Genomic DNA, 18,181 nt, shown 5'->3' with positions numbered 1-18,181 from the left:
GCGCGCCCGCGCGCCGCTTCAAGGCTGGGCCGGCAGGCCGGCGATGCCGTTCGACTGCATCGCACGGGCGTTCTCGACGGCGGTCTTGCTGACCGCGGTGATCGGCGCGGCGCCCAGCCCGGTGCCGTTCTTGCGTGGAATCATGGTGCCGACCGGCGCATAGGCTTCTTCGCGAACGACTTTCTCGCCATTGGCCGGGGTTTCGGTGGCGCAGCCGGCCAGGCTGAAGACCAGGGCGAGGGCCGCGGAAAGAGGCAGGTATTTCATCAAACTTCTCCTGAAGGATGGAAGGCAGGTAGCGCAACTACCTGAGGCAAGCCAACCTGACCGTCTTGTTATCGGTGAGGGCGGCAATTCCTTGGCGCGCCGGCAGGATGCAAGGCGTCCGCGCATTGATCGTTATGCTTTTGAACATCAAATCATCATCGCGGGTTTGTCCTGAAAAGCGTCTCAAATTTGTAATTGTCGGGCTATTTACCCAATGCCCATATACAGCCGGACACAAGAAAGCTACACTGCGTAAAATTGCTTTTTGACAAATAAAATTGCTGTAATGGTATGTATCGCAGAACCACCATCATGGATGAGCTGAACCCCGAGCAGATTGCGCAGCGCCTGCACCAGCTGACCGAGGTCAGCCTGGCGCTCGGGTACATGCACGGCTCCGCCGCCCGGCTCGACCCGCTCGACCCGCTGCTCGACCGTATTCTGCGGGTCGCCAAGCACATGACAGGCGCCGATGGCGGTACCCTGTACCGTCCCAGCGAAGACCGCAGCCACCTGTGCTTCCACATCTCGATCTACGACACCCTTGGCATCTGCCAGGGCGGCGTGCATGGCGCGCCGATCGCGATGGCACCGGTGCCGCTCTACGACGGCCACGGCAACCAGAACGTGAGCTCGGTGGCGGCCTATGCCGCCAACTTCCACCAGTCGGTGAACATCGAAGATGTCTACCAGGCCGACGTGTTCAATTTTTCCGGCATCCGCCGCTTCGACGCCAGCTTCGGCTACCGCTCGCAATCGATCCTGACGGTGCCGATGGCCGACCACGAAGGCGAGATGGTCGGCGTGCTACAGCTGGTCAACGCCAGGACCCCGGCCGAGGACGGAGCAGAGGGCAGGATTCGCCCGTTTACCGAGACCGACCAGCGCTTCATCGAGGCGCTGGCGGCGCAGGCCGCGCTGGCGCTGACCAACCAGCTCCTCGTCCAGCAGCTGGAAGACCTGCTCGAAGCGCTGGTCAACCTGATCAACATCGGCATCGACGAAAAATCGCCGTATACGGGCCGCCATTGCCAGTTCGTGCCGGAGCTGACCATGATGCTGGCGGAAGCGGTGCACCAGACCCGCAGCGGACCGCTGGCGGACTTCCGCATGACCGATGCCGACCGCAAGGAACTGTGGCTGGCCGGCCTGCTGCACGACTGCGGCAAGATCACCACGCCGGTGCACGTGGTCGACAAGTCGACCAAGCTGGAAACCATTTTCGACCGCATCGCGCTGATCGACACGCGCTTCGAGGTGCTGCTGCGCGACGCCGAGATCCGCGCCCTGCGCGCGCGCTGCGCGCCGGACGCCAATCCGGCGGCGATCGACGACCGCCTGCGTTCGGAACAGGGGCGCCTGCGCGCCGACCGCGACTTCCTGCGCCGCGCCAATGTCGGCAGCGAGGGCATGTCGCCGGAAGACCAGGCGCGCGTGCGGCGCATCGGCGCCTACCGCTGGACCGGTCCCGACGGGCAGGAGCGGCCCTTCCTCGGCGCGGACGAAGTGGAAAACCTGACCGTGCGCTTCGGTACCCTGACCGAGGCCGAGCGCAAGATCATCAACAACCACATCGATGTCAGCGTGCGCATGCTGGAGTCGCTGCCCTGGCCGAAGCACCTGAAGAACGTGCCGGAGTACGCGGGCGGCCATCATGAACGCATGGACGGCAAGGGCTACCCGAAAGGCCTGGTGGGCGAGCAGATGTCGGTGCAGGCGCGGATCATGGCGATCGCCGACATCTTCGAGGCCCTTACCGCCTGCGACCGGCCCTACAAGAGGGGCAAGACGCTGTCCGAATCGCTGCACATCCTGGGCCGCTTCGCGCTCAACGGCCACATCGACCGGGACCTGTTCGACATCTTCGTGCGCGAGCGCGTCTACCTGCAGTTCGCGCACAAGAACATGGATGCACGCCAGATCGACGCGGTCGACGAGTCCCGCATCCCCGGCTACCGGCCCTAGGACGCCCGGCCCGTGCCCGCCGGCCGGCGCGCCCGCACCAGCAGCACGCCCTTCACGCCCAGCTGCACCGCGAGCGCGGCAGCGGTGGCCAGGGCGAAGGCCTGGCGGAGCGGATGCGTGCGCAGCAGCAGCGACAGCGCCATGCAAAAGGCCGCGAAAGCAACATAGCCATTCACCATGCCCCTGAGCAGGGCCACGGCGAAAGCGGGACCGCTGGCGCGGTGCGAGAAGCCCACCAATACCGTACTCATCACAGGGAACATCGCGAACAGGCCCGACAGGCGCGGGCCGATGCCGGCCGCGGCCTGGCTCACGCCGAACGCGAGCACGGCGCCGGCCAGCATGCGCCAGGGCAGGTCGGCCCCCGGCTTGCCGGTGGCGGCGCGGTGCGATGCCGCGGCCGGGGCCGGCCCGAACAGGCGTGGCGCGAGCAGCAGCGCCAGCAGCACCGCGGCGAAGGCGGGCCAGGGCGCCAGCGTGGACGCCTGCAGCAGCGCCACCGCCAGCGCATAGGCGAGCAGGGCGGCCAGCATGGCACGCGCCATCCCGAACCGGGCGCAGCGCGCATAGACGATGCTGACGCCAGGATGGCCAGCACCGCCAGCAGGGTGTTGGCGCTGGCCGTCGCCGCGAAGTCCGCGCCCTGTTCGAGCGCGATGACGAGCAGGATCGGACCCGAGACGATGGGGAAGGCGGACAGCCAGCCGGCCGCCGCCGGTCCCCAGCGCCGGCCGGCCAGGGTAACGAGGGCGATCAGGGAAGGGACGAGCAGGAGTTTCAGGAGCAGGATCATGCGGCAGGAATAGAGGGCGGAAATGAAAAACGCCCGCCTTGCGGCGAGCGTTCCGGAACATGCCTGCGGGACTGCAGGCCGCGGCAGGCTTACAGCACTTCGGTGGCGTGGTCGGCCAGGCGCGAGCGTTCGCCGCGCGCCAGGGTGACGTGGCCGCTGTGGCTCCAGCCCTTGAAGCGGTCGACCACATAGGTCAGGCCGCTCGAGCCCTCGGTCAGGTAAGGCGTGTCGATCTGGGCGATGTTACCGAGGCACAGGATCTTGGTGCCGGGACCGGCGCGCGTGACCAGGGTCTTCATCTGTTTCGGCGTCAGGTTCTGCGCCTCGTCGATGATGAGGAACTTGTTGACAAACGTGCGGCCGCGCATGAAGTTGAGCGACTTGATCTTGATACGCGAGCGGATCAGGTCCTGGGTCGCGGCGCGGCCCCAGTCGCCGCCGTCGCTGTCGGACTTCATCAGGACTTCCAGGTTGTCGTCGAACGCGCCCATCCACGGCGACATCTTCTCTTCCTCGGTGCCCGGCAGGAAGCCGATGTCCTCGCCCACCGGCACCGTGACGCGGGTGACGATGATCTCGTTGTACTGCTTGGTCTCGAGCACCTGGGCCAGGCCCGCGGCCAGCGCCAGCAGGGTCTTGCCGGTACCAGCCTGGCCGAGCAGGGTGACGAAATCGCACTCCGGGTTCATCAGGAGGTTCAGCGCGAAGTTCTGCTCGCGGTTGCGCGCCGTGATGCCCCACACGTTGTTCTTGTTGTGGCTGTAGTCGCGCAGGGTCTGGAGCACGGCGGTCTTGCCGTTGATCTGTTTTACCTGGCCATAGAAGGGCGCTTCGCCGCCCTGCGGCTCGATGAACACGAACTGGTTGACCAGCAAGGTCGGGATCACCGGGCCGGTCACGCGGTAATAGGTGGCCGAATTGCCGTTCTTGTTTTCCTGCCAGGACTCCATGTCCTTGCCATGCTTGTTCCAGAAATCGTCCGGCAGCTGGACGATGCCCGAGTACAGCAGGTCGGTGTCTTCCAGCACGTGGTCGTTGAAGTAATCCTCGGCCGGCAGGCCCAGTGCCCGCGCCTTGATGCGCATGTTGATGTCTTTCGACACCAGCACGATGGCGTGTCCGGCCATGCGCTGTTCCAGCGCGCGCACCACGCCCAGGATCTGGTTGTCGGCCTTGCCTTCTGGCAGGCCTTCCGGCAGCGGCGCCGATTCCAGGTTGGTCTGGAAGTAGAGGCGGCCCCGCGCATCCTTGTTGCCCAGCTTGGCCAGCGGGATGCCGGCCTCGATCGCGTCGTCATCGACATTGGCGATCAGGGCGTCGAGGGTGCGCGCCACCTGGCGCGCATTGCGCGCGACTTCCGACATGCCTTTCTTGTGGTTGTCGAGTTCTTCCAGCGTCATCATTGGCAGGTAGACGTCGTGTTCCTCGAAGCGGAACAGCGAGGTCGGATCGTGCATCAGGACGTTGGTGTCGAGCACGAACACCTTGGTGGCGCCGAGCTTGTCGGCCTTGCGGCTGGTGGAAGACTTGACCGTGACTTCGACCGGCTTGTGCTTGGCCGGATGCGGCTGGTCCGCGTCCGTCTCGCGCAGACGGACAGCCGGCAGGCGCGCCCCGGCGCCGTCCTTCGACTTGCGCGCCGGCGCCTTGGCCGGAGGCGCCTCGTCCGCGGGAGCAGCCGGGGCAGGGGCGGCGACTGCGTCGGCCGGAGCGGCGCCGCGCACGGCGGCGGCGGCGTCATTGGCGGCGGCCGGTGCGGCCTTGCCGCGGCCCCTGGTGGCGCGGGCCGGCTTTGGCGCGGCCACGGCCTGGCCGCTGATCAGTTCTTCGAGTTCGGGTTCGCTCTTGGCGGCCGCGGGGCGCACGGGCGACTTGCCCGGTTCGGCCTTGGGGTAATCCTTGGCCAGCAGCATGGTCGCCGGCTTGGTTGGCATTTTTGGCAGTGGCATCAGGTTCTCGATTCGAAAATGGACTTATATGGACGTGCGGGCGCTGCCAGGGGCGCGCCGCTGCACGAAAACGATGCTACTTGGGGGATTGCTGAGGCAAGGGCTGCAGCCGGAGGATGCCGGTCCGGCTGCCAGCGGGAGATTGCGTGCTGATGGGTTGCGGTGTGACTCAAAATAGGTGGCGGGTATCCAGCAAGTTGATCAACTGGTGGAAAGGAGAGCCTTCCGTATCAAGGCTGGCTCTTCACAAATTCCAGCACTTCGGCCACGTGGTCGTTGACTTTCACGCCACGCCATTCTTTCACCAATCGGCCTTGAGCGTCAATGATAAACGTACTGCGCTCAATGCCGCGCACTTGTTTGCCGTACATGTTTTTCATCTTCATGACACCGAACTGCGTGCACACCGTTTCCTCCGGGTCGGAGACCAGTTCGAAGGGCAGGCCGAGCTTGGCCTTGAAGTTCTCGTGCGAACGCAGCGAGTCGCGGCTGATCCCGTAGATCTCGGTATTGGCCGCCTGGAACTCCGGCCAGGCTTCGCGGAAGGCGATGCTTTCCGTGGTGCAGCCCGGGGTATTGTCCTTCGGGTAGAAGTACAGCACGGTGTACTTGGCTGGACGGCCTGCCAGCTGGAAGGTCTGGTCGCCCGTCATCGGGGCGGAAAAGTTCTCGACGGTTGCGGCGGTTGGGCTCTCGGCCACGGGGCTCTCCTGGTGTCATGGCGGCGCTGCCGCCGGGTCCTGCGGAGCAGGGTAGGGATACCGGAATGATAATCGCCGCCGCCGCCCCTTGCTAGTCCTGCGTGGACGGGGTGTTTCCCGGCGATATGGTGCAGGTTTTCATTTCTTCAAGATACAAAGTGGAAATATTTATCGCCGTGCTGGTGATCAGCTGCGTGCCAGCAAAACCACGCCCAGCATGATGACCCCGATCGCCAGCATGCGCTGGGGCGAAATGACTTCGCCCAGGAACATCCAGGCGCCGACCGCGCCGATCACGTAGCCCAGCGAGAGCATCGGATAGGCGACCGTGACGTCGGTGCGCGACAGGCCGAGGATCCAGACCACCAGCGAGACGCCGTAGCACAGCATGCCGACCACGATCGGCCACTGGGTCGCGACCTTCAGGCCCGTGGCAAGCCAGTTGTCGCGGGTCAGGTGGATGGCGCCGCCGAGGGCATTGGTACCCGCCTTGAGCAGCAGCTGGGCGGCGGCGTTCAGGATGACGCCGGTGATGATGAAGGCAAAGGCCGATGGGTTCATGTTGCGATTGTCAGGGGTTGCACAGGCACGGCCGGGCCCGCCGCACGCGGGTGCGGAAGTGTCCAGCCATGCGGGCTCAGGCGCCGGCGCCGATGATCAGGGCCAGGGTGACCTTGCGGCCTTCGCCCATCAGGACGTTGTAGGTGCGGCAGGCGGCCTGGCTGTCCATGCAGTCGACCCCGACGTGCATGGCCGACAGGCTGGCCACCAGCTTCGGATGCACGAAGCGCTGGCGCTCGCCGGTGCCGAGCACCACCACATCGGGCCTGTCCTTCGCGATCTCCTCGAAATGGGCGGCGCTCAGGTCTTCGAAGCGCGCCACGTTCCAGGCGCGCGGCGGCGTCTCGGGCATCACGGTCAGGCTGTACTGGTAGCGCTGGGCATTGATCTCGACGCCGCTGGCATCGTAGCCGGTAACCGTCTGGTATTGCTGGGTATTGTCGGAATGAAGCTTCATCGTCGCGCGTGGCCGGATCGAAAGCAGCCATTGTAACCGGAGCGGCAGTCCGCTTCGCACGCCCGGCCCGATAGTGCGGCCATACCCCCCATGCCGGGGGGTATTCCGGCCAGGCATGTGTATGGGTTAATGCGCTCTGTTCGTTCCAGCAAACTTAACCGGGAAACATCACATGGCTCTCTACACCACCGCAATCCAGAAACTCTATGTCGCCTACTTCAGCCGTCCCGCCGATGCCGGTGGCCTGGAGTGGTGGGAGGGCATCGTGGCTGGCGCCAACGGCGACACCTCGATGATCTCGGCCGAGTTCGCCAAGTCGAACGAATACCAGCTGACCTTTGCCGGCAAGAACAACTACGAGATCGTGCGCACCGTGTACATCAACCTGTTCGGGCGCGAGCCCGAGGCGGCCGGCGTCGATTTCTGGTCGAACGCCCTCGACAAGCGCCTGATGACGATCGACGTGGTGGTCACCGAGATCGCCAAGGGCGCCCAGAACGAGGACCTGAAAGCCTTCAACAACAAGGTGACGGCGGCCACCGCCTTCACCGCCGCGCTCGATACCCACCCGGAACGCGCCGCCTACCTGGGCGACGAAGCGCACGCCGCCACCCGCGCCTTCCTGAAGCCGATCACCACCGACGCCTCGCTGGCCGAGGCGATCACGCCGGAGAAGCTGGCGGCCTCGGTGGCCGCCTTCGTCGCCGCCAGCCGCGCGCCGATCAGCTTCGACCTCACCGCCAACGTCGATGCCGGCGTGGCCTTCACCGGCGGTGGCGGCGACGATACCTTCCGCGCCACCGCCGCGACCCTGGGTGCCGGCGACACCCTGAAGGGCGGCGGCGGCAACGACACCCTGGTCCTGGACGACGTCAATGGCAACGGCCTGGCGGCACTGCCGGCCGGCGTGAGCACCAGCGGCATCGAGAACTTCGTCGGCCGCTCGGGCGCCGGCGTCGGCAGCGCCGGCGCGGCCTACGACCTGAGCGGCCAGGCCGACATGCGCACCCTCAGCTTCGACGCCAGGGGCGCGGTCAGCCTGAAGATCGGCGATGCGGCCAGCGCCAGCATCACGACCACGGCGGGCGCGGTGACCGTGGCCGGCGGCAAGGCGATCGCCGTCAGCGGCCATACCGGGGTGGCCACCCTCACCGGCAATGCGCTGACCAAGGTCACGCTGGCCAACACCAGCCAGGACGCCACCATCGTCAACGCCACCGCCGGCCACACGCTCGACCTGGGCCTGGCACTGGTCACCGGCGGCGCGACCATCAAGGACGCCGAAGCCACCACGGTCAACCTGAGCACCAGCGCGCCCGAAGTGACGATCCCGGAACAGGTGCCGGTGCGGGTCAAGGCCAACCTCGACATGGCCAAGGCGGCCGCGCTGAACATCACGACCGTCGGCGGCCTGGAACTGGTGACGACGGCACTGGCGGCGGCCGATGCGCTCAAGACCATCACCCTCAAGGGCAGCGGCAGCATGCAGGCCGACCTGTCCGGCATCCTGCCCTTCAATGCCTTCGATGCCAGTACCTATGGCGGCAACACCCGGCTGACGATCGCCAGCGCCACCAACCTGTCGGTCAAGGGCGGTAGTGGCAACGACCACCTGGTCCTGACCGGCGCGCTGGCCGGCAGCGCCACGATCCAGCTCGGCGCCGGCAACGACGTGTTCGACTTCAGCCGCGCCGCGCAACAGGGCGCCAAGGTAGACGGCGGCGTCGGCGGCGACGACTGGATGATCGTCAACGACGCGGCCCTGCTGGCGACGCCGGGCCAGGTGTTCACCAACTTCGAGACCCTGGACTTCTCGAGCGGGAAGGGCGAATACGACCTGGACAAGGCGGGCAGCGTGACCACCCTGTACGCCAGCAAGCAGCTGCGCGAGGACGTCGAGTTCGTCAACGGGCGGGCCAACTCCAGCATCAAGCTGGTCTCGGAGCCGGTCAACATCGACATCGACGGCAAGGCCGCCGAGTCGCTGTGGATGCGCGGGAATATCACCTTCGGCCTGAAGGACGCTTCCGGCGCCAACGACGTCCTGTCGATCTCGCTGACGGCGCGCGACGGCATCGCCAACGGCCTGGCGGACGGCCAGGTCGAGGTCAACACCATCGAGGCCAAGGGCATCGAGACCATCAACCTGCATTCGGCTGTCGGCACGGTCGAGCAGGGCAGGATGGCGGCCGACTATGCGAATGCGATTTCCTATCTCAACATCGATGGCGCCAAGACCCTGAAGGTGACCGGCAACGCCAGCCTCGACCTCACCGCCGTGTATGCGAGCACGCTGTCGCTGTTCGACGCCAGCGCATCGGGCGGGGACATCGATTTCGCCGGTGTCGTCAACACGGCCGACGGCATGGCGAGCCGCCTGACCTACCTGGGCAGCGCGGGCAAGGATGGGGTCGAAGGCACCGACGTCGGCATCGTCTTCCAGGGCAATGGCGGCAAGGACGAGCTGATGCTGTCGCGCGAGGAGGGTGTCGCCGACATCATCCGCTTCGCCAAGGCCAGCGATTCCTATTTCGTCCCGAGCAGCAATCCGGTCGACCGGATCGACACCTATTACTACTTCCAGTCGGGCGTGGACAAGATCGACCTCTCTAGCCTGCACCTGGCGGCCGGCGCCAACCGCGCCGCGATCGCCGTGCACGACATGTATTCGAACAACTGGTCGGCGCTGAACGACGTGATCGGCAATGGCGCGGGCTTCTTCAACGATGGCGGCACCAATCGCTCGCTCGCTTTCGGCAGCTTCGGCGACGAGGACGGCTACCTGTTCGTCGACATCGATGGCGACGGCAATTTCAATGGCGGCGTGGACATGGTGTTCCTCATGTACGGGAATACCGGCGCGCCGAGCGTGGCCGACTTCGTCTGGGGCTGAAGCCGGGACGGGATGCTGTATTGCTGTATTGCTGCATCGCGGGAGCAGGGCTCAACATGGCCGAGGTTGCTTAAATCGGTCGCTTTCGGCAGAATGGTATTTTTCGCACTGCAACAAAAGTGCGCCGATTGCGACCCACTGCGACACATTGCGGCATGCGTGCCGCATGGCGCCACCATACCGAGGGCATCTTGCGACCGATCCTGAAATCGAACAAGCTCGACGACGTCTGCTACGAGATCCGCGGCCCCGCCCTGGAACGGGCACGGACGATGGAGGAAGAGGGGCAGAAGATTATCAAGCTGAACATCGGCAACCTGGCCGTGTTCGGCTTCGACCCGCCCGACGAGATCGTGCACGACATGATCCGCAACATGCACGGCGCGGCCGGCTATACCGACTCGAAGGGCATGTTTGCGCCGCGCAAGGCGGTCATGCACTATACGCAGAGCAAGAACATCGCCGGGGTCGGCATCGACGACATCTACCTGGGCAATGGCGCCTCGGAGCTGATCGTCATGGCCATGCAGGGCCTGCTCAACAGCGGCGACGAAGTGCTGGTGCCGGCGCCGGACTATCCGCTGTGGACGGCCGCCGTCAGCCTGGCCGGCGGCGCGCCGATCCACTACGTGTGCGACGAGGGCGCCGGCTGGCTGCCCGACATCGACGACATGCGCCGCAAGATCACGTCGAATACGCGCGCGATCGTGGTGATCAACCCGAACAACCCGACCGGCGCCCTGTATCCGCGCGAAGTGCTGCTGGAGATCCTCGAACTGGCGCGCCAGCACGGGCTGATCGTGTATGCCGACGAGATCTACGACAAGACCCTGTACGACGGCGCCGAGCACGTGTCACTGGCCTCGCTCGCCGACGACGTGCTGTGCGTGACCCTGAATGGCCTGTCGAAGAACTACCGTTCCTGCGGCTACCGCGCCGGCTGGATGGTGGTGTCGGGCGAGAAGCGCCACGCGAAGGACTACATCGAAGGCCTGAACATGCTGGCCTCGATGCGCCTGTGCGCGAACGCGCCGGGCCAGTTCGCGATCCAGACCGCGCTCGGCGGCTACCAGAGCATCGCCGACCTGGTCGGGCCCGGCGGACGCCTGCTGAAACAGCGCGACCTGGCGCACAAGCTATTGACCGATATTCCGGGCGTGTCCTGCGTCAAGCCAAAAGCGGCGCTGTACATGTTCCCCCGCCTCGATCCGCAGATGTACCCGATCACGGACGACCAGCAGTTCATCTGCGAACTGCTATCCGAGGAAAAAGTGCTGCTGGTGCAAGGCACCGGCTTCAACTGGATCGCCCCCGACCATTTCCGGCTGGTGTTCCTGCCCAATTCCGACGACCTGACCGACGCCTGCGGGCGCATCGCGCGCTTCCTGGACGGCTACCGCCGGCGCCACGGACGCTGAGCGCGTCAGCTCGTACCATCACAAGAAGCGAGATCATGAAACCCATCAAAGTAGGCCTCCTGGGCATCGGCACCGTCGGCGCCGGCACCTTCAACGTCCTCCAGCGCAACCAGGAAGACATCCGCCGCCGCGCCGGCCGCGGAATCGAGATCACGATGGTGGCGGCGCGCAACCTGGACAAGGCGCGCGCGATCGTCGGCACGGGCGTGGAGGTGGTCGCCGACCCGTTCGCGGTGGTGAACAGCCCGGACATCGACATCGTCGTCGAGCTGATCGGTGGCTACGAGCTGCCGCGCGAGCTGGTGCTGCAGGCCATTGCCAACGGCAAGCACGTGGTCACCGCCAACAAGGCGCTGCTGGCGCTGCACGGCAACGAGATCTTCGCCGCGGCCCAGGCCAAGGGCGTGACGGTCGCCTTCGAGGCGGCCGTGGCCGGCGGCGTGCCGATCATCAAGGCGCTGCGCGAAGGCCTGACCGCCAACCGCATCGAATCGGTGGCCGGCATCATCAACGGCACCACCAATTTCATCCTGACCGAAATGCGCGAGAAGGGCCTGGATTTCGCCACCGTGCTGAAGCAGGCCCAGGAACTCGGCTACGCCGAGGCCGACCCGACCTTCGACATCGAGGGCGTGGACGCGGCGCACAAGCTGACCCTGATGTCGGCGATCGCCTTCGGTATCCCGGTGCAGTTCGACAAGGCCTACATCGAGGGCATCAGCCAGCTGCAGGCGCGCGATATCTCGTATGCGGAGCAGCTCGGCTACCGCATCAAGCTGCTGGGCATCACGCGCCGCACGCATACCGAAAAAGGGGAGGGCATCGAACTGCGCGTGCACCCGACCCTGATCCCCGCCGCGCGCCTGATCGCCAACGTGGAAGGCGCGATGAACGCGGTGCTGGTGCAGGCCGACGCCGTCGGCGCCTCGCTGTACTACGGCAAGGGCGCCGGCGCGGAACCGACCGCCTCGAGCGTGATCGCCGACCTGGTCGACGTGACCCGCCTGGCCACCGTGGATCCGTATTGCCGCGTGCCGCACCTGGCCTTCCAGCCGAACCAGATGACCGATGTCGCCATCGTGCCGATGGACGAGATCACCACCAGCTACTACCTGCGCGTGTATGTGAAGGACCAGCTGGGCGTGATGGCCGACCTGACCCGCATCCTGGCCGACGCCGGCATCTCGATCGATGCCGTGCTGCAGAAGGAGCCGGGCAACCAGGTCAATCTCGACATCATCATGCTGACCCACCAGACCCGGGAGAAGAACATCAATGCCGCGATCGGGAAGATCGAGGCGCTGCCTGCCGTCATCGGCAAGGTGACCCGCATCCGGCTGGAAGCGCTGGCCTGAAGCCGGACCGCGGTGCAGTATTGAACATGATTCGAATTTGGCTTAATGACCCTGAATTCGAATCATTTTTCGGGGCTGTCCGGATCGGCACGTAGTTCGAGGCAAGGGTGGCAGCGAAAGTCGAGGAGCGGCAGCGCTCGCGCACCAGTGACTGGCGCGGGCGGCGCGCCGTCGTCGAGGAAATCGTCATCCAGCAAAGCCAGCGACTGGTCCAGCATGTCGTCTTCGATGTGTTCGAACAGGGCGGTCGTCACGCTCGCATAGCACAGCAGGAAGTTCGAAGAAGCCATCCGCCGATTCTATCCCGCGTAGCCGCGCACGATCGCTGGCCATGGCAAGGCATTGATCCACTTCAACCAAGTTGCTCAATGCGTCTTTCCAGGCGAAAACTTGCCTCTGCCGCGTGGCAGACTCTCCCTGGTTTCAGTGTTCTATTCCTTGAATATGCGGGCTCCTTTTGGCGTATCGCCAGGTGAGACCGCAAGGATTAGCATCGGCGACGCAAAGATGGAAGTGGGCAATAAGCTTTGTATTACCCCAATTTCCTGTTGTAGATTATGGTTTCCTAATCTTTACTCATTCTTACTGATTCTTCCTGATTCGCACGTCAACCGAGCCCATCGCATGAGCCAACCGAGCCAGTTTTCCCTGCTGACGCAACGCCGCTTCGGTCCGTTTTTCTGGACCCAGTTTTTCGGCGCATTCAACGACAACCTGTTCAAGACCGCGCTGCTGGTTGCGCTGACCTTCGACACCGCGAACTGGACCAGTGCCGATCCGGCCCTGCTGAACAACCTGGTGGCCGGCCTGTTCATCCTGCCTTTCGTGCTGTTCTCGGCAACCGCGGGCCAGATCGCCGACAAGTTCGACAAGGGGCGCATGGCGCGCTTCGTCAAGCTGCTGGAAATCGCCATCATGCTGGTGGCGGGCATCGGCTGGCTCACGCACACGCTGTGGATCCTGGTGGCGGCCGTGGTCGGCATGGGCCTGCACTCGACCCTGTTCGGGCCGGTGAAGTATGCCTACCTGCCGCAGCAGCTCAAGCCGGAAGAACTGGTGGGCGGCAATGGCGTGATCGAGATGGGTACCTTCGTCGGCATCCTGCTGGGCGAGGTGGTGGGGACATTGCTGGTCGGCTACAAGCCCTGGGGCATCGAGCTGGTTGCCGGCGGCACGCTGCTGTGCGCGCTGCTGGGGCTGGCGGCGAGCTGGCGCATTCCGCCGTCGCCGGCACCGGCGCCCGAGCTGAGAATCAGCCGCAACCCGCTGGCCGAATCGATCCGCAACCTGAAGTTCTCGCGCCAGAACCGCACCGTGTTCCTGTCAATGCTGGGCAATTCCTGGTTCTGGTTCTATGGCGCGCTGGTGCTGTCACAATTTCCCCTGTACGCCAAGGACTACCTGCATGGCGACCACAGCGTCATCATGCTGCTGCTGACCGTGTTCTCGCTCGGGATCGGCGCCGGTTCTCTGCTGTGCGAAAAACTGTCCGGCCACAAGGTCGAGATCGGGCTGGTGCCCTTCGGTTCGATCGGCCTGTCGGTGTGCGGGATCGACCTGTATTTCGCCAGCGTGGCGTATACGAATACCGCGACGGTGGACGCCCTCGCGCTGCTGGCCCTGCCGGACGCGTGGCGGATCATGGCCGACCTGGTGCTGATCGGCGTGTTCGGCGGCCTGTTCATCGTGCCGCTATTCGCCCTGATCCAGACCCGCTGCGACCAGAAGCACGTCTCGCGCACCATCGCCGGCATGAACATCCTGAATGCGCTGTTCATGGTGGCCGCGGCCGGCGTCGCCATCGTGTTGCTGGGTCAGGGCTTCACGATTCCCGAGCTGTTCCTGGTGACGGCGCTGCTGAACGCCTGCGTGGCCGTGTACATCTTCTCGCTGGTGCCAGAATTTCTGATGCGCTTCCTGGCCTGGATGCTGATCCACACCGGCTACCGGGTGCGTACCATCGACGCCGACCGTATTCCCGAGCAGGGCGCGGCGGTGCTGGTCTGCAACCACGTAAGCTATGTCGACGCGCTGGTGATCGGCGCCGCCAGCCCGCGCCCGATCCGCTTCGTGATGGACCACCGTATCTTCAAGACCCCCTTCTTCGGCTGGATCTTCCGGGCCGCGAAGGCGATCCCGATCGCCCCCGCCAAGGAAGATCCCTTCATGATGGAACGCGCCTTCGTGGACATCGCCCAGGCCCTGCATGAGGGCGAGCTGGTGTGCATCTTCCCGGAAGGGAAGCTGACTCACACGGGAGAGCTCAACGAATTCCGCGGCGGTATCGCCAAGATCGTCGAGCGCAGCAAGGTGCCGGTCATCCCGATGGCGCTGCGCGGCCTGTGGGGCAGCGTGTTTACGCGCGATCCGTCGAACGTGTTCGAGCGCTCGTTTGCGCGCGGCATCCGCTCGAGGCTGGCCCTGGCGGTGGGGCAGCCGGTGGCGCCGGAAGCGGCTTCGCCCGAATACCTGCAGCAGCAGGTGCTGGCCTTGCGAGGTGACTGGCGATAGGCGAAGGCAATCCGCCTTGCAAGCTCACCTTCGACCGCCCTACGTATTGTCCAGCAAGGCGACGAGCGCGACACCGCGCGCCCGAGCAGGCGTTTCGCACTCACTCCTGCGAATGATGTATCTCGAATCCGGCTGCTTGCCGGACACCAGAGCCCCCCGAAATGAAAAAGGCCAGCTCCATGGCTGGCCTTACTCATTGATTGTGTTGGTCGGGGCGAGAGGATTCGAACCTCCGACCCCCTGCACCCCATGCAGGTACGCTACCAGGCTGCGCTACGCCCCGACGAACTCCGAAATTATATCAGAGCTCGTCCAAAAACTTGAGTTTTTGTAATAGGCTGCCCGCCAGCTTCTTGCGGTGACACAGGCAGGCACGTCAATGCGCTGCGCCGCGGGCCTCGTCGTGGCCGGCGATCAGCACCGCCGCCGCATACAGGTCGGGCGCCATGCGGGTCGGCACCCGGCGCGGACCGAGCCGCCATTCGGTCTCGTTGCCATTGTCGATCAGGAGGGTGCGGCACCCGGCGCGGTTGCCCGCTTCCACGTCGTGCAGGATGTCGCCGATCATCCAGGAGGCGCGCAGGTCGATCGCATGCTCGGTGGCCGCCTTGAGCAGCATGCCAGGTGCAGGCTTGCGGCAGGCGCAGGACCGGGCATAGGCCCCGACCGTGCCGAGCGGATGGTGCGGGCAGTAATAGAAGCCTTCGAGCCTCAGCTGTTCACCCAGCAGCAGTTCGGCGAGGCGTTGGGCCAGCGGCGCCATGGCCTCTTCGCCGAAGCAGCCATGCGCGATGCCGGACTGGTTGGCGACGACGAAGAAGCGGTAGCCGAGCCGCGCCAGCAGGCGCAGGGCGGCGCCGGCGCCACTGACCAAACGGACGTGGCGCGGTTCGACGTTGTAGGGCGGGGCGTCGACCAGGGTACCGTCCTTGTCGAGGAAAACCGCTTTCATGTCAGCACCACGCGCCGCGGCCCGGGCCCGGCGCCAGGCCCAGGCTGCCGGTCGGCCAGTACCTCGGTGTATAGCGCCGCCACCTGGCCGGCAAGCTGGCGCCAGGTATGGCGTTCGCAGGCGCGCCGGCGTCCGGCCGCGCCCATCGCCAGCGCCAGTGCGGGGTGGCGCTGCAGGCGCGCCAGGCGCTCGGCGAGCGCCGCCGGATCGCGCGGGGGCAGCAGGAAGCCGCTCACTCCGTCTTCGACCAGGCTGGGCATGCCGCCCACTTCCGAGCCGAGCACCGGGCGCGCGCAAGCCATGGCCTCGAGCGGCGTAATGCCGCAGGGCGCATACCAGGGCAGGCAGGCCACCGCATTGGCGGCGCCATAGTAGTCGCGCAGCGCGCCACGCGGCAGCTGGCCCGTGAAACGCACGTGCGCACCGATGCCGAGCTCGGCCGCGGCCCCGCGCAGGCGGGCCGTTTCCAGGCTGTCGCCCGGCCGCCCGTCGGCGTCGGCGCCGGCGTCGCCCACGACCAGCAGCTGGGCATCGATGCCATGCCGGTGGCGCAGCAGGGCCAGGCCCTGCAGGACGGTATCGGTGCCCTTGCGTGGCGCCAGTCGTCCCAGCTGCAGCACCGTGAAGCGGTCCGCATCGAGGCCGAGGCGGGTACGGGCTTCGGCCATTGGCAGCGGCCACAGCTCCTCGGGCGCGAAACCGCAGGGCACGACCGCAATGCGCGAGAGCGGCACCGTGTACAGGCGCTCCAGGTCGTGGCGCTCCTGCTCGCTGCCGGCGATGACGCGGTCGGCTGCACGCATCAGCTCGGCTTCGATGCGCATGCGGGCCGCGGCCAGGCTGTCGGCCGCGCCCGGCCCGTGGCGCCGCGGCCGCGCCAGCGCGTGGACGGTGAATACGAAGGGCAGGCCCAGGAGGTCCTTCAGCTGGCGGGCGACCAGGCCGGAAGCGGTCGAGCTGGCATGGGCGATATCGTAGGGCCGGTCCTGGCGGCGCCCTGAATGGGCGGAGAAGCGGGTGGCGAAGCGGGCGAACGCATCGGCGTGGGGCGGCAGCTGCGCACCGGACAGGTAGCCTGCCGGCCCGGCCGGCACGTGAATCACACGGACCCGGTCGTGCCAGTGCACCAGCGTCTGCTGCCCGGGGGCGACGCGGCGCGTGAACACGTCCACGCTGTGCCCGGCGCGGCCCAGTTCGCGTGCGAGCCCGGCCACGCAGGCTTGGGGGAGCCCATGCGCAGCACCGGCCGGGGCCAGCGGCGAGGCATGTGCGCTGATGAGCGCGATGTGGTAGCGCCTGCTGGCGATCGCTCCGCTCATGAGGGCCTCATGCGAATCGCACCCGGTAGCGCAGCGCGCCCGCCAGCCGCCAGAATACCGTCAAGGGCGGCAGCAGGATGGACGTGAGTATGATCTCGGCCAGCTGGGGCGGCGTGTGCGCCAGGCCGCGCAAGCGCTGCGCGCACAGGCGCGCCGTCAGCGCCAGCCAGGCGGCGCAGGCCAGGCCAGCCAGGACCGGCAGGCCAGCCAGCAGCCCGGCCAGCGCGAGCAGTAGCAGGCCGGTGATCGCGTAGTGGTTCCAGCATGGACGCGGCTCCACCATCTGCCGGTACAGCGCCGGGTGTTTCTTGTAGAGCAGGGCATCGAACACCGCATGACGGATCTGCAGCAGGCTCGCGCCCCAGGGCGGCGGGGGCAGTGGGTAGTCCACCAGCGCGTCCGGCGCGCGTACGATCAGCAAGCCTTGTTCCAGCAGGCGGAAGTACATGTCGGCATCGCCCGCGCGCGGCAGGCTGAAGCGCTCGTCGAAGCCGTCCAGGCCCTCCAGCACGTGCTTGCGGAAGAAACAGCTGGCGCTGGTGAAGCCCGCTTCCACGGGGCCCGGCGCGTGCAACGGCCGCTCGGCGGCGCGCGCGGGAGCCGGTGTCTGGATGCGGCCGCAGACGACATCGGCCCCGTCGCCGAAGGCGGCCAGCCCGGCCGCCAGCCAGCGCGGGTCGGGCACTGCGTCATCGGTGGTGAAGGCAAGGATGGGCGCGCGCGCGGTACGCCAGCCGCGGTTGCGGGCCGATGCGGGGCAGGCCGGTCCCGGATTGGCGACATAGGACAGGCGCGGGCCGCGCTCGACACTGCGGCTGCGCCAGCCGGAGACCAGGTGCAGGGTATTGTGGTTCGGCTCGTCATCGACGACGACGATCTCGTAGTGCCGCGGGTCGAGCGCCTGGCGCACCAGTGCGTCCAGGCAACGGTCGAGCAGGTCGAGGCGGCCGCAGGCCGGCACGATCACCGATACTGCAATGTTGTCTTCATCCGTACTATCAGGCATGTCCCGTCTCCACATTGGCCTGGACGCGCCTGGC

General features: G+C 66.2%; 15 protein-coding genes and 1 tRNA gene. 5 read left to right on the top strand and 11 right to left on the bottom strand.

The window, feature by feature from the left end:
• Positions 1 to 18: 18 nt before the first annotated feature.
• Positions 19 to 267: a hypothetical protein gene (locus LCI23_RS01505; protein ID WP_224942828.1), complete on the bottom strand. Its 249-nt coding sequence runs from the start codon at positions 265 to 267 to the stop codon at positions 19 to 21.
• 312 nt (positions 268 to 579) lie between these two features.
• Between LCI23_RS01505 and LCI23_RS01500 the strand changes: the two genes are divergently transcribed.
• On the top strand, positions 580 to 2,232 hold the full coding sequence (locus LCI23_RS01500; RefSeq protein ID WP_224942826.1) for an HD family phosphohydrolase: 1,653 nt from the start codon (positions 580 to 582) through the stop codon (positions 2,230 to 2,232).
• Here the strand turns inward: LCI23_RS01500 and LCI23_RS01495 are convergent.
• The 5 genes from LCI23_RS01495 to LCI23_RS01475 all read right to left on the bottom strand — a co-directional run bounded on the left by LCI23_RS01495 (position 2,229) and on the right by LCI23_RS01475 (position 6,693).
• On the bottom strand, positions 2,229 to 2,765 hold the full coding sequence (locus LCI23_RS01495; RefSeq protein WP_224942822.1) for a hypothetical protein: 537 nt from the start codon (positions 2,763 to 2,765) through the stop codon (positions 2,229 to 2,231). The genes LCI23_RS01500 and LCI23_RS01495 overlap by 4 nt on opposite strands.
• Positions 2,766 to 3,114: 349 nt before the next feature.
• On the bottom strand, positions 3,115 to 4,974 hold the full coding sequence (locus tag LCI23_RS01490; protein ID WP_224942820.1) for a PhoH family protein: 1,860 nt from the start codon (positions 4,972 to 4,974) through the stop codon (positions 3,115 to 3,117).
• A gap of 230 nt (positions 4,975 to 5,204) precedes the next feature.
• The gene (locus tag LCI23_RS01485; protein WP_224942818.1) at positions 5,205 to 5,675 is read right to left on the bottom strand and encodes a peroxiredoxin; all 471 of its coding nucleotides are present in this window, start codon (positions 5,673 to 5,675) and stop codon (positions 5,205 to 5,207) included.
• Between the two features lie 186 nt (positions 5,676 to 5,861).
• Positions 5,862 to 6,236 (bottom strand): SMR family transporter, encoded by a 375-nt coding sequence (locus LCI23_RS01480; RefSeq protein ID WP_224942816.1) that lies wholly within the window; start codon positions 6,234 to 6,236, stop codon positions 5,862 to 5,864.
• A gap of 76 nt (positions 6,237 to 6,312) precedes the next feature.
• Positions 6,313 to 6,693: an Mth938-like domain-containing protein gene (locus LCI23_RS01475; protein ID WP_224942814.1), complete on the bottom strand. Its 381-nt coding sequence runs from the start codon at positions 6,691 to 6,693 to the stop codon at positions 6,313 to 6,315.
• Positions 6,694 to 6,865: 172 nt separating this feature from the next.
• On the opposite strand from LCI23_RS01475, the gene LCI23_RS01470 reads away from it, so the two are divergent.
• From LCI23_RS01470 to LCI23_RS01460, 3 genes are all read left to right on the top strand, one after another.
• Complete coding sequence (locus tag LCI23_RS01470) at positions 6,866 to 9,586, top strand: DUF4214 domain-containing protein (protein ID WP_224942812.1); 2,721 nt, start codon at positions 6,866 to 6,868, stop codon at positions 9,584 to 9,586.
• Positions 9,587 to 9,777: 191 nt separating this feature from the next.
• Positions 9,778 to 11,004 (top strand): pyridoxal phosphate-dependent aminotransferase, encoded by a 1,227-nt coding sequence (locus LCI23_RS01465; RefSeq protein WP_224942807.1) that lies wholly within the window; start codon positions 9,778 to 9,780, stop codon positions 11,002 to 11,004.
• A 35-nt stretch (positions 11,005 to 11,039) separates the two neighbouring features.
• Positions 11,040 to 12,359: a homoserine dehydrogenase gene (locus LCI23_RS01460; RefSeq protein WP_224942804.1), complete on the top strand. Its 1,320-nt coding sequence runs from the start codon at positions 11,040 to 11,042 to the stop codon at positions 12,357 to 12,359.
• A gap of 62 nt (positions 12,360 to 12,421) precedes the next feature.
• Here LCI23_RS01460 and LCI23_RS01455 read toward each other — a convergent pair whose 3' ends face one another.
• Positions 12,422 to 12,649, bottom strand: coding sequence for a hypothetical protein (locus LCI23_RS01455; protein WP_224942802.1), 228 nt, complete (start codon positions 12,647 to 12,649; stop codon positions 12,422 to 12,424).
• Positions 12,650 to 12,983: 334 nt separating this feature from the next.
• Between LCI23_RS01455 and LCI23_RS01450 the strand changes: the two genes are divergently transcribed.
• The gene (locus tag LCI23_RS01450) at positions 12,984 to 14,870 is read left to right on the top strand and encodes an MFS transporter (protein WP_224942800.1); all 1,887 of its coding nucleotides are present in this window, start codon (positions 12,984 to 12,986) and stop codon (positions 14,868 to 14,870) included.
• Positions 14,871 to 15,076: 206 nt separating this feature from the next.
• Here the strand turns inward: LCI23_RS01450 and LCI23_RS01445 are convergent.
• From LCI23_RS01445 to LCI23_RS01430, 4 genes are all read right to left on the bottom strand, one after another.
• Positions 15,077 to 15,153: transfer RNA gene (locus LCI23_RS01445), tRNA-Pro, on the bottom strand.
• A gap of 93 nt (positions 15,154 to 15,246) precedes the next feature.
• A complete protein-coding gene (locus LCI23_RS01440) occupies positions 15,247 to 15,822 on the bottom strand; it encodes an HAD-IIIA family hydrolase (RefSeq protein WP_224942797.1) in 576 nt (191 codons plus the stop codon).
• Positions 15,819 to 17,141 (bottom strand): glycosyltransferase, encoded by a 1,323-nt coding sequence (locus LCI23_RS01435; protein ID WP_224942794.1) that lies wholly within the window; start codon positions 17,139 to 17,141, stop codon positions 15,819 to 15,821. Before LCI23_RS01435 ends, LCI23_RS01440 begins: the two co-directional genes overlap by 4 nt.
• Before the next feature lie 7 nt (positions 17,142 to 17,148).
• A complete protein-coding gene (locus LCI23_RS01430) occupies positions 17,149 to 18,147 on the bottom strand; it encodes a glycosyltransferase family 2 protein (protein WP_224942791.1) in 999 nt (332 codons plus the stop codon).
• Positions 18,148 to 18,181: the final 34 nt, after the last annotated feature.

It is taken from the genome of Massilia sp. MS-15, from assembly GCF_020176695.1.
Taxonomy (GTDB): Bacteria; Pseudomonadota; Gammaproteobacteria; order Burkholderiales; family Burkholderiaceae_D; genus Telluria; species Telluria hydrophila.
The sequence above is the reverse complement of the archived record's forward strand: the minus strand, read 5'-3'. Positions and strand labels throughout refer to the sequence as shown.

Excerpts from the sequence above, each read along its gene's own strand:
- LCI23_RS01435 (WP_224942794.1), bottom strand. The coding sequence starts at position 17,141 with ATGAGCGGAGCGATCGCCAGCAGGCGCTACCACATCGCGCTCATCAGC.
- LCI23_RS01475 (WP_224942814.1), bottom strand. The coding sequence starts at position 6,693 with ATGAAGCTTCATTCCGACAATACCCAGCAATACCAGACGGTTACCGGC.
- LCI23_RS01440 (WP_224942797.1), bottom strand. The coding sequence starts at position 15,822 with ATGAAAGCGGTTTTCCTCGACAAGGACGGTACCCTGGTCGACGCCCCG.
- LCI23_RS01450 (WP_224942800.1), top strand. The coding sequence starts at position 12,984 with ATGAGCCAACCGAGCCAGTTTTCCCTGCTGACGCAACGCCGCTTCGGT.
- LCI23_RS01490 (WP_224942820.1), bottom strand. The coding sequence starts at position 4,974 with ATGCCACTGCCAAAAATGCCAACCAAGCCGGCGACCATGCTGCTGGCC.
- LCI23_RS01480 (WP_224942816.1), bottom strand. The coding sequence starts at position 6,236 with ATGAACCCATCGGCCTTTGCCTTCATCATCACCGGCGTCATCCTGAAC.
- LCI23_RS01470 (WP_224942812.1), top strand. The coding sequence starts at position 6,866 with ATGGCTCTCTACACCACCGCAATCCAGAAACTCTATGTCGCCTACTTC.
- LCI23_RS01495 (WP_224942822.1), bottom strand. The coding sequence starts at position 2,765 with ATGCTGGCCGCCCTGCTCGCCTATGCGCTGGCGGTGGCGCTGCTGCAG.
- LCI23_RS01430 (WP_224942791.1), bottom strand. The coding sequence starts at position 18,147 with ATGCCTGATAGTACGGATGAAGACAACATTGCAGTATCGGTGATCGTG.
- LCI23_RS01505 (WP_224942828.1), bottom strand. The coding sequence starts at position 267 with ATGAAATACCTGCCTCTTTCCGCGGCCCTCGCCCTGGTCTTCAGCCTG.
- LCI23_RS01455 (WP_224942802.1), bottom strand. The coding sequence starts at position 12,649 with ATGGCTTCTTCGAACTTCCTGCTGTGCTATGCGAGCGTGACGACCGCC.
- LCI23_RS01500 (WP_224942826.1), top strand. The coding sequence starts at position 580 with ATGGATGAGCTGAACCCCGAGCAGATTGCGCAGCGCCTGCACCAGCTG.
- LCI23_RS01460 (WP_224942804.1), top strand. The coding sequence starts at position 11,040 with ATGAAACCCATCAAAGTAGGCCTCCTGGGCATCGGCACCGTCGGCGCC.